Annotated in this window: 12 protein-coding genes; all 12 read right to left on the bottom strand. The window is 43.6% G+C overall.

The features are described 5' to 3' along the window. Positions 1-110 precede the first annotated feature (110 nt). The gene (locus G5B11_RS05935) at positions 111-1,070 is read right to left on the bottom strand and encodes an ABC transporter permease (protein WP_173727201.1); all 960 of its coding nucleotides are present in this window, start codon (positions 1,068-1,070) and stop codon (positions 111-113) included. A 16-nt stretch (positions 1,071-1,086) separates the two neighbouring features. Further along, positions 1,087-2,568 (bottom strand): sugar ABC transporter ATP-binding protein, encoded by a 1,482-nt coding sequence (locus tag G5B11_RS05930; RefSeq protein ID WP_173727200.1) that lies wholly within the window; start codon positions 2,566-2,568, stop codon positions 1,087-1,089. A 21-nt stretch (positions 2,569-2,589) separates the two neighbouring features. Next, a complete protein-coding gene (locus G5B11_RS19395; protein ID WP_173727199.1) occupies positions 2,590-3,681 on the bottom strand; it encodes a M24 family metallopeptidase in 1,092 nt (363 codons plus the stop codon). A 291-nt stretch (positions 3,682-3,972) separates the two neighbouring features. Continuing rightward, complete coding sequence (locus G5B11_RS05920; protein WP_244092926.1) at positions 3,973-5,838, bottom strand: alpha-amylase family protein; 1,866 nt, start codon at positions 5,836-5,838, stop codon at positions 3,973-3,975. A gap of 36 nt (positions 5,839-5,874) precedes the next feature. Further along, the gene (locus G5B11_RS05915) at positions 5,875-6,969 is read right to left on the bottom strand and encodes a Gfo/Idh/MocA family protein (RefSeq protein WP_158422131.1); all 1,095 of its coding nucleotides are present in this window, start codon (positions 6,967-6,969) and stop codon (positions 5,875-5,877) included. Positions 6,970-7,056: 87 nt separating this feature from the next. Further along, positions 7,057-7,953: an aldo/keto reductase gene (locus G5B11_RS05910; RefSeq protein ID WP_158422132.1), complete on the bottom strand. Its 897-nt coding sequence runs from the start codon at positions 7,951-7,953 to the stop codon at positions 7,057-7,059. Between the two features lie 37 nt (positions 7,954-7,990). Next, positions 7,991-8,830 (bottom strand): carbohydrate ABC transporter permease, encoded by an 840-nt coding sequence (locus tag G5B11_RS05905; RefSeq protein WP_158422133.1) that lies wholly within the window; start codon positions 8,828-8,830, stop codon positions 7,991-7,993. 10 nt (positions 8,831-8,840) lie between these two features. Continuing rightward, the gene (locus G5B11_RS05900) at positions 8,841-9,740 is read right to left on the bottom strand and encodes a carbohydrate ABC transporter permease (RefSeq protein ID WP_202188983.1); all 900 of its coding nucleotides are present in this window, start codon (positions 9,738-9,740) and stop codon (positions 8,841-8,843) included. Positions 9,741-9,960: 220 nt separating this feature from the next. Further along, on the bottom strand, positions 9,961-11,247 hold the full coding sequence (locus G5B11_RS05895) for an ABC transporter substrate-binding protein (protein ID WP_173727198.1): 1,287 nt from the start codon (positions 11,245-11,247) through the stop codon (positions 9,961-9,963). 262 nt (positions 11,248-11,509) lie between these two features. Then, entirely contained in the window at positions 11,510-12,526 is a 1,017-nt protein-coding gene (locus G5B11_RS05890) for a LacI family DNA-binding transcriptional regulator (RefSeq protein ID WP_173727197.1), read from the bottom strand. Between the two features lie 253 nt (positions 12,527-12,779). Further along, positions 12,780-13,430 (bottom strand): YesL family protein, encoded by a 651-nt coding sequence (locus tag G5B11_RS05885; RefSeq protein WP_173727196.1) that lies wholly within the window; start codon positions 13,428-13,430, stop codon positions 12,780-12,782. 349 nt (positions 13,431-13,779) lie between these two features. Next, positions 13,780-14,379, bottom strand: a complete 600-nt coding sequence (locus G5B11_RS05880) for a cytidylate kinase-like family protein (protein WP_173727195.1) — start codon at positions 14,377-14,379, stop codon at positions 13,780-13,782. Position 14,380: the final 1 nt, after the last annotated feature.

Below are 14,380 nucleotides of genomic sequence, written 5' to 3'. Positions count from 1 at the left end.
GACATTATATATTTTATACAGCTTCTGCTGCATAAGTACGGTTTTATATAAATTTCTATTGAAGTAGCGCAAAATTTACTTCGTAAATATTCGGGTCCCTTCAATTTTGCTTAGTTGTTACTTTTTCTGTCCATAAGTACAGCTGCCAGGATAACAACACCTTTTACGATGGTCTGCCAGTAGCTGGACACATTCATAATGTTCAGGATATTGTTGATCATACCGATAATAATGGCACCAACAAGTGTCATTGCAATGCGGCCTTCGCCACCTCGTAAGGATGTACCGCCAACAACGCAGGCTGCGATAGCATCCATCTCATAGCTTTCACCTGCAGTAGGCTGAGCAGAACCAACACGAGCACACATAACTGCACCTGCAAGACCTGCAAGGACACCACAGATCACATGACACATTAATTTGATCTTGCGTACATTCAAACCAGAAAGATAAGCAGCATCCTCATTGCCACCCACTGCATACATATGGCGTCCGAAAGATGTTTTGTTCTGAACATAGTACACAACAATAAATACAAGTGCCATGATCAGAACCGGCATGTACAGGAATCCAAAAATCCTGCCAGATCCAAGGAATTTAAAGGAAGCAGCACATGCACCCTTTGACATTGCTACTGTTGCACCATTTGTAAATACCAGGGTAGCACCTCTGAATACAGACAGTGTTGCAAGTGTTACGATCATTGGCTGCAGATCAAAGTATGCAATAAACACACCATTGATCAGACCTGCTACAGCACCGATAGCCAGTGTTGCCAGAATAACAACAACCAACGGAACATCTCTGACAACCAAAGCGGCTGCAATGGCACCGGTAAATCCTACAACTGATCCGATGGAAATATCGATACCGCCCAGGATGATGGCAAAGCTCACGCCTGCTGCCAGAATCGCATTGATAGAAACCTGCTTCAGTACGTTGGTAAGATTACCAACAGAAAGGAATCTGCTGCTGATCAGTGAGAAAATAATGATCTCTGCCAGCAGAATAATAACCTGGCGATAATTGTTTATAAATTTTAATCCTTTATTTGTTGTCTTGCTTTCCATTTCTCTTGTTCTCCCTTTAACTAAGAATCTTATCCATGATCTTCTCTTGTGTTGCCTCTTCTCTGCTCAGTTCTCCCTTTTTCTTACCTTCATGGAGAATCATAATACGATCACTCATACCCAGAATCTCCGGCATTTCTGAAGAAATCATAATCACTGCTTTTCCCTGCCTGCGAAGTTCATTGATCAGAAGATAAATCTCTTTCTTTGCTCCAACATCAATACCTCTTGTAGGCTCATCAAGAATCAGCACCTTGGGATCAGACATCATTGCTTTTGCCAGAATGACCTTCTGCTGATTGCCGCCTGAAAGATTTCTTGTTTTTTGGAAAACAGACGGTGTTTTGATACGCATCTTTTTCACATAATCTTCTGCATATTCTCTGTCTTTTTTCTCATTGATATGACCGCTGCTGGTAATCTTGTCTGATGAAGAAAGAGAGATATTCTCCTTTACATTCATGATCAATACAAGACCGTCACCCTTTCTGTCCTCAGTCATATAATAAATGCCATTCCTGATGGCATCACTTGGGTTTTTGGGATGGATCTGCTGTCCGTCCAGCTCCACGGTACCCTTGTCGTAATGGAAAACACCATATAAAGTCTTAGCCAGCTCTGTACGTCCTGCACCTACAAGACCTGCCACACCCAATACCTCACCGGCCTTGACATCAAAAGAAATATCATGTACATAATCATTACTCAGATTCTTCACGGAAAGGACTGTCTTACCAGGCTTCATTGCCTCATAAGGGAACTGATTCTCCAGCTTACGCCCAACCATCATGCTGATCAGTTCATCATAGGTAAGCTCTGAAACTTTCTTCTCACCGATGAATGCGCCGTCGCGGAGGATGGTGGCCCTGTCACAGATCTCAAAAATCTCTTCCAGTCTGTGGGAAATATAAACAACCGCTTTCTTCCTGTCCCTAAGATCATTGATGATCTTAAACAGGCTGACTACCTCTGAGTCGGTAAGTGCATCTGTAGGCTCATCCATAACGATCACCTTGGTATCCAAAAGAAGGGCCTTAGCGATCTCAACCATCTGCTGTTGTGCCACAGATAACTCACAGATCTTCTGATCAGGCTTCAGATCTACATTCATGGACTTCAGCATCTCTGCTGTCTTATTGTACATCTGCTTAATATCGATCTTGCCCATCTTATTCTTAAGCTCTCTGCCCAGGAAAATATTCTCATATACTTTCATCTTAGGAATCAGATTAAGTTCCTGGTGGATAATGGAAATCCCGTCATCCTGTGCCTGCCTGGCATTGGTATAATTGATCTCTTTTCCCTTGAACTGGATAGAACCGGCATCACGCTGATACACTCCTGTCAGGCATTTCATAAGTGTACTTTTGCCTGCTCCGTTCTCTCCCAGAAGTGCCATAACCTCGCCTTCACGTACTTCCAGATCCACTCCGTCCAGAGCCTTTACACCTGGGAACTCTTTGCAGACACCCTTTAATTTCAAAACAACTTCGCCCATTTGTTTCTCCTTAATTATTCTTTATAAAGCCAAGATACCCGGTCTTAAAATATGCTGCCCTTTGTATGTTACATCTTCGTATACCCAGCTGCCTGTATGAGAGATCACTTCCGGCTTCCCGTCTATCACAATAAAAGTATCCTCTGCCTTAACTCCGGCAATAGTAGGATTCCAAGAAAAAGCCTGATGCTCCAGTACTGTCTCTGTATTGGAAAAGTCTGTACAATAATCCCTGGTAGGATAACCAAGAGCGCCGCCCTGATGGTGAAGATGGAAATCTTCCCCATATCCCTCTTCTTCATAAACCTTCTTACCAGCCTCCAGTACATCCTTGGCCTTAACACCAGGTACTGTAGATAAAATATATGCTGCATCTACTTTAAGCACTGCATCCAGCCGTTTCTTCTTGTCCTCATCCACCTGGCCAAAAGAAACCAATCTGGTAAGAGATACCGTAAGGCCATATTTCTGTGGACAGATGGCAACCATCATATATTTCTCTACACGATTGTCTGTAGGAATGGGGTGGCGGTATTTCTTAAGACGATCATCTGCAGCAACCAGCGTAACCGGCATCTGATATCCTTTTGCAAAAAAAGCACCGTTCACCATACCGGCTACTTCCATCTCAGAGTCACCCTTCTTAATCTGTCGGCAGCAATCCTCAAGAATCTGTGCTGCTTCAGGTCCGATCATGCGGAAACGGGCAACCTCTGCATCTGTAAGCACGTAACGCAGGTGCTGGATATCTGTTCCAATATCCTCCCCATAGCATCCATTGTCGCTGGCTACCTTCTTACCTGCCAGATACTGCTCCAGAACCTTTGCCTCACTTTCATGCCAAAGGTATGGGATCAATTCAAATGTACCATCTGTCAACTCCTCATCCATTACACGGTATCTCTCACTTGAATTACAAACCACATAATTCTGTTCTGCAGTGATCATGATCTTGGATGCCGCTGGTCCTGACTTATCTACAAAAGCACTCTTACCACCGGTAATCCAGAAAAAATTCTCGTTCTTAGAAAGCAGGACCACATCCAGGTGCTTCTCCTTCATAAGTCCTCTCACTCTGTCAAGCTTAACCTGAACTTCATCTGTTATGTTCACTCTCTACTCCTCCTCTCTTATAAGCAGCCTGTGTAACTGCTAAACTGCCTGGTGCCTTAGCTGTTATAAGACAAAAGCACATCTGGCAGCTACTAATTTGCACAATAAAATTTATTATCAATCGTTTGACTATGTACTGATTATATAAATTTAATTCTCTTTTGTCAATCGTTTGACTTTGATTTTTATCAACTTTGTGTAAGTAACACAAATCAAAAACCGCGCATTTGGTAATTTATACCAAATGCGCGGTTTCATCATCAAGAGGACGTTATTTTTTTATGATTATTTTTAATGATTGTATTTTCTGTAAAACCAACGGCATCCATAGCCGGAAAGATGGTTTCCTGCTGCTTCCATGGTCATGCCGCTAAGCAGGTCTGTATATTCCCTGCCTTCATCCATTGGCATCCATACTTCATCCAGTTCATATTCGCTGAAATTGAAATATGCACGGATCTCTTCCCCGTCCAGGTAACGGCCGATACCAAGCACATGGGAATAGCCTGTGTCAAATGTCCACACATCCGCTTTTCCGTTGAATACAGGATGCTGCTCGCGAATCTGTTCCATTTTGCGGATTGTATGGAAAATCTCCATGGAAACTCTGTAATTCTTATCTGTTTCTTTCAGCTTTTCCCACTGGAATTTTCCCCTGTGCAGATAACGGCTGTCTGCACATTTATCAGGGTCTTCCTTATAGCTGTAGTCATTCAACTGACCTACCTCATCCCCACTGTAGAGAACGGGGATTCCGCTCTGGATCAGAAGATATGCATGCAGCATCAGGTCACAGGCTACTGCCTGTTTCACTTTATCCGGATTGTTTTCGTACAAGGCTGTCTCCAGTCCGCAAAGAGAAGCAGTTGTTCCGCAAAGCCGGGCATCCCCCAGCCTTGGATCGTCATTATACAGCTCTCCTCTTGCATCTGAGCCATACCCTCTTCCGGTAAGCACATCGTTCAGATACTTTTTATGAGGCACTTCCTCAATGCCAAACTGTTTCAGCCAATCGTAATCCAGACCCCATCCAATATCATCATGACATCTAAGATAATTCAGGAAAACATATTCATTTGGAAGAGCACATACCTGATCCATCTGTCTTCTAAGAAGTCCCACATCCTTTGTAGCAATGGTATTCCAGGTACTTGCCATAGTTGTAACATTGTAAAGCATATGACATTCCGGTTTGTCCACGCTGCCAAAATAAGGCAGTACTTTGGCAGGCTCCATCACTACTTCTCCCAGAAGCAGTACTCCCGGGCATACGATCTCACTAACCAGGCGCATCATACGTACAAGAGTATGGACCTGTGGCAGATTTCTGGATTTTGTTCCCAGTTCTTTCCATATATATGGTACTGCATCCAAACGGATCACATCGATCCCGCAATTGGTAAGGAACAGCATGTTATCCACCATATCATTAAATACCATACAGTTAGCATAATTAAGATCCCACTGATATGGATAAAAAGTGGTCATCACTACCTGGTTGCAATCCGGCAGCCAGGTAAAATTACCAGGTGCAGTGGTTGGAAAAACCTGTGGCGTTGTTTCTTCATACTTATTGGGAATATCCCAGTTATCGTAAAAGAAATACCTGCTTCTGGCCTGTGGATCTCCGGCTCTTGCTGCTTTTGCCCAGGCATGGTCTTCACTGGTATGATTCATTACAAAATCCAGACAGCAGCTGATTCCCTGCTCATGGCACAAAGAAGTCAGCTCCTTCAGGTCTTCAATGGTTCCCAGCTCCGGCTTTACCTTTCTGAAATCAGCCACAGCATATCCTCCATCATCTCTGCCTTTCGGGCTTTCCAGCAAAGGCATCATATGGAGATAATTTACACCACAGGATTTTACATAATCCAGCTTTTCCTTTACACCTTGCAACGTACCTGCAAATGCATCTGTGTACATCATCATACCCAGAATATCATTGCCTTTGTACCAGCAGGGATTTTTCTCCCGCTTCCGGTCAATTTTCCGTAATGGTACAGGGCGTTCCACATAATTCTGATACATACGCTGTATCAGATAAGCAAAGCCTTCCTTTTGTCCCGGATACAGCTGCTCATATAAAGATCTCAGTTCCGCCTCCCGGCATTCATATCGATTTCTAAATTCCGGTTTCCACTTCATAGGGTCAGACATTTTTCACACTCCTGTTTCACTGGCTCTTTTTTGCCATCAAATCTTTAAAGCTGCATCCCAAGGCTGTTTCTCAGTTACCACAGGCTTATATGGATCAGCCATTGCCTCTTCCATTTTCAGGCAAAGGTACATATCCTGAAGCGCATCTGCAAGAGAGTAAATTTCTTTTCCACTCTTTACATACTCTGACATACCAAGAAGCAGGCTTCCTACAGCAATCTCATCATCATTCAGTCTGGCATTAACAAATGGTGTCTTATAAAGGAATTTTTCCCCAAGCATAATCGCAAAATGGGACCACTCCTGATTACCATAAACGCCAAGGTCGATCCTGTTCAGTTCCTGTGTTACAGGGATATTCTCTGGTGTAAGATAACGAATGGTAAGATCATCGATCTCTCCTCTGTCTCCCTGAACGGACAGCTGACGGGTACGGATAAAGGAATGATACTGTGCCGGATCAGAGAAATCAAAAAATGCCACCTGTCCGTTTTCAAATTCCAGAGTCACACGATCTCTTGGGCATACAAAGGTTTCTCCATCAAAAGCCATTCCCTCACGGCCATAAGTCTCTGTCACAGAAAAATGATATCTTTTTCCGTACATGGTACATTTCTGTCCCTTTGTGCCAAGCATCCATCGGATCATGCTGATCCCGTGATATCCATGCAGTGCAGAAATATTAATATTTTCCACATTTCCGATCAGTTTCATATCTGCAATGGCTTTATGCCAGGATGCATACAGCGGCTGCAGGAAATACTGCTCTGCCACCTGGATTTTAGGCTGATATTTCTCATAAGCACTCCACAGCTTCTGCAGATCCTCCTGACTTTCTCCAGGAGGTGTTTCTGTAAGTACAGGAATACCTTTTTCAAACAGTTCAAGCAGATAATCTGTTACGCAGCCACGTTTGATTGCCAGAACAACAAACTCCGGCTCATCTTTCATCAAAGTATCAACTGTATTTACTACTTTGACGCCAAATTTTTCACTGAACTTTCTGCCTTTTTCTTCATCTCTTATCAAAACAGCTGTCAGATCAAATTTTTCCGGAACAGCCTTTGCAATACGGATATAAAATTCGGCACGCCATCCGGAACCAATTACCGCATATTTTACTTTTCCCATTTTATGTCTACTCCTCTTTTCGTTTAGGCAGCACGAAAAGGGACTTCTCCCTTTTCGTACAATCTTATCCTATACAAGAATCTATGATCACGGCACATCAAATCCGCGGGATGCAGCCAGGATCGCATACCACTCATCATAGGTAAGCTCAAGCTTCAGTGCATCCACTGCATTTTTCACACGATCCAGGTTCATGGTTCCGGTGATCGGCATGATCTTAGCCGGATGACGAAGAACAAATGCATACATAACCACATCCATGCTTACCTGATGTGCTTCAGCGATCTTCTGGATCTCTGCGCGAAGACGTACAGACTGCTCATCCTCACCCTTGAATACGCTGCCGCCGCCAAGCGGGGACCATGCCATAAGGCCTGTCTGGTTCATCTGTGCATTGTCTACAACACCGTTGAAGAAATTGTAAGTAGCTTTTACAGAGAACTCCATCTGGTTTGCAACGACCTTAACCGGCAGGTATTTCTGAAGTGCTTCCAGCTGTGCAGGCTCATAGTTGGATACACCAACATTGAGGGCTTTTCCTTCTTTTACGATCTGTGCCAGGGCCTCAGCAGTCTCCTGTGGATTGCTCAGCACATCCGGACGATGGATCAGAAGAAGATCTACATGGTCTGTACCCAGGCGCTCCAGAGATGCATCCATCTCAGCCAGGATATTTTCCTTTGTGGAATCATAATAAATATGGGAATTTCCCTTCTGTCCCGGTAAAATAATACCTGCTTTTGTAACGATTTTCATTTTGTCACGAAGAGAAGGATCTTTTCTAAGTACCTCATCTCCGAAAATTTTCTCACATTTGCCAGCTCCATATACCGGTGCATGGTCGAATGTATCAATACCCAGGTCCATGCAGCCATGAACGAAAGCACGAAGCTTATCACCGTCCATCCCTGCATCCAGTGTACGCATGCAGCCTGCAATAATGCGGCTGAATTCCAGTTTTTCTGTCAGTGCGATATGTTCCATTATATTATTTTCCTTTCTACTGAATAGTTTCCAAAAATCAACCTTTCATACCACCGGTTGTCAGACCTGCTACAATGTTCTTCTGGAAAATAAGTACCAGTGCGATCAGTGGCAGTGTGCAGACAATGGAAGCTGCTGCCATATCTCCCCATGGCAGCTGATAGTTGCTTGGGAAAAGAGCAATTCCAACAGGTACTGTTCTCATTGCATCTTTGCTCATAAATGTAAGTGAATACAGATACTCATTCCAACAGTTGATAAATACCAGAAGTCCTACAGAAAATGTAGCCGGTTTGATCAGCGGAAGCATGATCTTTACAAATGTCTGGAAATGACTGCATCCGTCAATTGCTGCTGCTTCCTCAAATCCTTTTTCAATCTGGGAGAAGAAGTTGGTCATCAGCCAGATTGCCATTGGAAGGGAAAATCCGATATAAGTAAGGATAAGTCCCTGGTAGGTATTCAGCAGGTTCATATTTTTCAGGATCAGATACAGTGGTGATAATGTTGCAATGGTAGGGAACATGGATACTCCCAGGATCACCATCAGTAAAACAGCCCTGCCTTTAAAATGAAGGCGTGATAATGCATAAGCGGCTGATGCGCCGATCAGCAGACTGAGCAGTGTGGCAGAAGTTGCCACGATCAGACTGTTCAGCATATATCGTGCAAACGGATGCTTTGTAAATACATTCACATAGAACTGGCCATGGAAATAGCTTGGGATCCATTTCGCAGGCATCTCTGCAATCTCATTTAACGGTTTCACGGAAGTCAGGAACTGCCAGATAAAAGGAAGCAGCAGTAAAACAACGAATGCTGCAACAAATATATAAAATGCAACCCATCCTACTGTACGTTTTGTTTTCTTACTCATAAATACACCTCTACTCTGCAGTCAAATCTTTCTTCAGGAAGCACATGTAAATCAGACTGATTCCAAATACAATAATAAAAATCAGAATGGCAAGTGCTGAACCATAACCGAAATTCAGGAAGGTCATCAGCTGCTTGTATGCATACATGGCAATACTCTCTGTACCATTGGCACCGCCTGTCAATACGCTTACAAGGTCGAATACACGGAATGCATCCAGTGTTCTGAACAGAAGTGCAACCAACAGGGATGGCTTTACGATGGGCAGCGTGATCTTGAAAAATCTCTGGAATACATTTGCACCATCGATTTTTGCTGCCTCATACAGTCCCTCGTCAATAACCTGCAGTCCGGCCAGAAGCAACAGCGCCATATACGGTGCCGTTTTCCAAACATCCGTGATCACCATAGCCATAAAGCTTCCGCTCCTTGTACTGAGCCATGCTTTATATCCGTCAATGATGCCAAGTCTGTAAAGAATATCATTAAACATACCATACTGATCATTGTAGATAAATTTCCACATCATAGCAGATACAGATGTGGGAATTGCCCAAGGCACAAGGATCGCTGCACGTACCAGACCTCTTCCCTTAAATGCCCGGTTCATGATCAGAGCTGCTGCAAAACCGATGATCAACTCCAGTGCCACCGTTGCAATTGTAAATTTCAGTGTGAACATAATGTCCTCACCGGCACGGCTGTCGGACAGGATCTTTGCATAATTTTCAAGTCCGATCCATGGAAATCCTGTCTGTGGCCTTTTCAGGTTCATCTCATGAAAGCTGAGCCAAAAGGTACGCAGAATAGGGTATGCCTGGATCACTCCCAGAACAACAAGGGCAGGAGCAAGCATAGCCCATGCAGTTCTTGCCTCCTTAACCTGCGATTTCATCTTTTTCGTTTTCAAGGTTTTATTCCTCCATTGCCTGTCTCAAAAACAGGGCTGCTGCAATAAACAGCCGCTGTGAATAAATATGCATTTTATTCAGCAGTGCGTATTTAGTGCAGCAGCCCCGGTAATAACTATCTTGTAAAGCGGAAATTCGCGATCCGCTCCGCTACTTGCTCATGAACGCGGTCGCTTTGCGATCTGCATTCAAAATTACTTTCCGGTCAGACTTCTATAATTACTGAAGTCCTTCTGCCTCTTCCTGAAGTGCGTTTAATGCGTCTTCTACAGGTGTCTCTCCAGTCAGAGCTGCATGTACGTTTCTCTGGATTGCATCAGATAATAAGGAGTAATCCGGAGTAGATGGACGGCCTTTACCAGTCTCGATGATTGAATAGAAATCTGTGTAGAATGGGATCTGCTCAAGTACATCTGCATCAGAGTAAACAGCTTTTACTGTCGGCGGCTGAGAAGAGCTGAGGCAGAATGCTTTCTCTTCTTCCTCAGAAGATAACCATTTGATGAATGTCTTAGCTGCTTCTTTGTGCTCGTCGTCAATGTATGTATTTACAGCAAGGTCAAGACCGCCAAGGCAGCTGTGTGCTGTATCGCCTTCATTGTATACAGGAAGCATTGTCATACCAACTTTTCCTGCAACTTCAGACTGCTCTGCATCGTTAAATGTATTCCATGTACCAGACCATGTACGGCATGTAAGAGCTTTGCCCTCCTGGAATACCTGCTGTGACTCTGTCTCAGCATATGTGGTTGTTCCTTCCGGAGCATATGTTCCAATGTAATCATGCATCAGCTGTGTAGCATCGATTGCTTCCTGAGTATTGCATGTAGGATTTCCGTCCTCGTCAAGTACGCTTGCGCCGAAGGATGCAAGGAACTCAACCCAGTTGCAAACCATAGCCTCGCTCTGTGCTCCCTGATAGCAGAATGCATAATCAATACCAGAATCCTCGCCAAGCTTCTCATATACATCGATCCATCCCTGATATGTGGTAGGAACTTCTGTAATTCCCAAATCCTCAAGTACATCTGTACGATAGAACAGTGCAGATGCGTTTGTGAACCATGGTGCTGCATAAAGCTTACCATCGTATTTTGCGCCTTCTACTGTACCATCCAGATATGCGCTCAGTTCATCCTCTGTGTACAGATCATCCAGTGCCTCGATCCATCCGGCAGATGCAAACTCTGCTACGTAAACAACATCAAGTGCCATAACATCAATGCTCGTATCCTCAGATACCATTTTGTTTACAAAATCATCATGAAGGTTGTTAGCGTCCTGTGGAAGATGATAGGACTGAACCTCGATCTTGTCCTGGCTCTCGTTGAATGCCTTGATTGCTTCTTCTGTAGGTGTGCCAACGCCCTCATCAAAAGCAAAAGTAAGTGTGATCTTGTCGCCAGATGCGTTTTCCTCATCTGCAAAGACGAAAGCAGACTGAGATGCAGTCATAGCTGCGATCACGCCAAGTGCTGTGGCTCTTCGTAACATTGTTTTCTTCATGTTATATCCTCCTTAGATATATGATATTTTATCTTGCACCCTTTCGGGAACAGTTTCTTAAGTATTTTTCTGAAAAAGGCCGCAGTTTCCCCGTAGGAAAGCGCTTACCTACTTTTTGAAAAAGTATCCTGCCTGATAACAGCTGATGTTACAAAGCAGGATGCCTGTGCTCATCAGAAATGAACAAATCTTTCTATATTACTGCTTAACTATGATACCCTTGGATTATTTCATACTTTATAATCTTACAATTCTTGTATCATCAAATCTTTTTAACGCTGAATCTGCGGATGATCTTGTGAGGAACATATGTAAGCTTCTCAGTGGTTTTCTCCTGGTTTTCAATCAGGGAAAACAGCTCTTCAGCCGCTTTCTTGCCCTCATCATAATAAGGAATCCGTACCGTAGACAATGCAGGGGTTACATACATGGAAACCTCAGAATCATCAATCCCCATAACAGAAATGTCTTCCGGTACCTTCATGCCAAACTTGGCAATGCAAGCCTGAGCGCCAACCGCCGTCATATCACAGCAGGCAAGCACAGCAGTGGGAAGCACCATGCTCTCCTCATAGATTCGCTGCATAGCCTTTACTCCACTGTCGTAGGAGAAATCACCGATAGTAATATAAGACTCCGGTATCTCCAGTCCTAACTTATCTACTGCCTCGCGAAAACCCTGAAGCCTTAATGTCCCAGAAGAATAGTCCTCCTTAGGTCCACTGATATAAGCGATGCGCTTATGTCCATTGGCTGCCAGAAACTCTACCGCATCGATCACAGCTTTCTTATTGTCATGGATCACTGTATTGATTTTTGTCTTTCCGTCAGAAGCCTGCTGAGTAAGAAGTACCACAGGAAAATCCAGATCCAGCATCCATTTCACACGGTCACTGTCAATGTTCACACCTGCCAGCAACACTCCAGATGCCCTCTGCTCCTGCATTCTCTCAAGCAGCACCTTCTCTTTCTTCCTGTCTCCGTCTGACTCACAGATCATTACTGTAAAGCCTTTCTTCTGACAGACACGGTTGATTCCTTTAATGCTTGTAGAAATAACCGAATTGGAAAGATCCCGCACGATCACGCCAATGATATTGGACTTATCTGTTGCCAGTCCTTTGGCAAATGTGTTGGGTTTGAACCGGTTCCTTTCTACCGCATCCAGAACTCTTTGTTTCAGTTCCGGGCTTACCGCCTTTGTATCGTTGATCACTCGGGATACGGTAGCGATGGAAACCTTTGCCTCGTTTGCAATGTCTTCAATCGTAACTGCCATGCCTTATTCCTCCGCTTATCAGGAAAGCCCTTTCCTTGATTAAGAAGTTATCACTCTTTCCTGTTTCTGTCAATAATATTCTAAGCTTTTCCTTACTTTCTGGCTGTTTTCGTCACTATGCATAGTTTTAAATGTTTGTTTTTGGATACTTTTCCGGCTTTTCCTGCTATTTTAGGTAAGCGTTTTCTTAGCTAAAGCCTTCTATACTTTTCTGTACACTTCTGCAATCCTGCCGGAGGCTATATCCTTATTTCTAATCTTCCTCGCTGAACAGCTCCGGAAGCAGCGGCTTTAGTGCCCTTCTGTGTAATCCTACACAGACGTAGGCAGGACAGGAAAACCAGAAGAGAAGAATCAGCGGCAGCATACGCAGCATAAGTGATACAGACATCATAAGTACCGAAAGAACTGAAGCAGTGAGAAGTGTAGTCAGGATCACCAGAGGAAATTTGGCCAAAGCCAGCAGAAAACTGTTTTTCAGATCATCTTTATTCCACTTTTCTGTTTTGGCTGCAATAAATGCTGAATACTGAAAGATACCTGACAGGATCAGGAAAAGTACCACATAAATCCCGCAGAATAAGATACGTCCTGTCCCTTCCATGGTTTTCAAAACATAATTCACATTAAAGCCAAGCCCAACGCAGCATACCAGGATCACGGTCCCGATTGGAATCATAGGCTTCAGGCTTTTTTTGAACACCTGGAAGAACCGTTTTGCCGAAAAACAACCTTCACCGTGAACATGCATTTCATTCATACTGTCTGTCATGGCTGCGTAGGAGGCTCCCATGGTCACAACCGGCAGGGAGCATAGGATGAAGAGCAGATTGATCTCTGCCAGTTCCAGAAGGATAGTCATAAATCTGAACAACGGGGAGTCTGTGCCAAAAAATCGTTTCATTGTCTTTTCCTCTCTTCTTGTGTATTTTCCTGGGCGAACTATTTTATAATAGGGTGAGATAGCAGCCAGGAAAGTGCTTTCCCGATTATCTTATATCTATATTTATCCAATTCCCGGTATGTTGTCAAGCCCTAACCATGGAAAGAATTCATCTGTTGCTCTTTGTATAAGTATCGAATGACTGCTTTGCATGTTTCTCTACTGAACAAATCTTCAATGAAAATAGCGCAGCCTGTTTAAAGACTGCGCCATTTCCTGATTGGCATTTTTTGGTTTATTACTTTTATTGCTTTTATTGTTTTATTACTTTTATTATGTTATTACTATTATTATTTTTATTGTTACAGGTTTATTTTGTTCCTTTCATGCGTCTGTCAATGTAATCTGCCAGGAAATCCACGCTTCCCTCAAGCCCTAACTTACTGCTGTTCAAGCTCAGATCATAGGTATGGGAATCTGACCATTTTGATTTACAGCGACTGTCATGGTATTTCTTTCTTTTTCTGTCTTTTTCTCTGATGAATCTTTCAGCTTCTTTCTCGCTTTTTCCGTAAAGATGCTGCACACGGGCTACTTTGCTTTCCATGTCACCAATGATAAAGACAGAAACCAATCCTTCATAATCTTTCAGGATCGTTTCAGAGCAACGGCCTACGATCACAAAAGACTGGCCTTTCTCTGCTTTATCCAGAAGAAAGTTAAACTGCATATTTGCCACATTGTCTGCCGGTGAACTGCTCATCCCATTGATAGAGCGGTACAGAAATTTGTTGTGCTTCATTTCATCATATTCCTGAAGCTCCTGGCTGTCCATATTATGACTGGCAGCCACTTCATCCAAAAGATTGTGGTCATACAGCGGCAGTCCATAACGCTTCGCCAAGCGCTCTGCGATCTCATGTCCTGCACTTCCGAACTCTCGTCCGATTGAAATAATTAACTGCTTCATC

Origin of the sequence: Blautia glucerasea, assembly GCF_013304385.1 — a bacterium.
In the GTDB taxonomy this organism is placed as follows: Bacteria; Bacillota; Clostridia; order Lachnospirales; family Lachnospiraceae; genus Blautia_A; species Blautia_A ammoniilytica.
The sequence above is the reverse complement of the archived record's forward strand: the minus strand, read 5'-3'. Positions and strand labels throughout refer to the sequence as shown.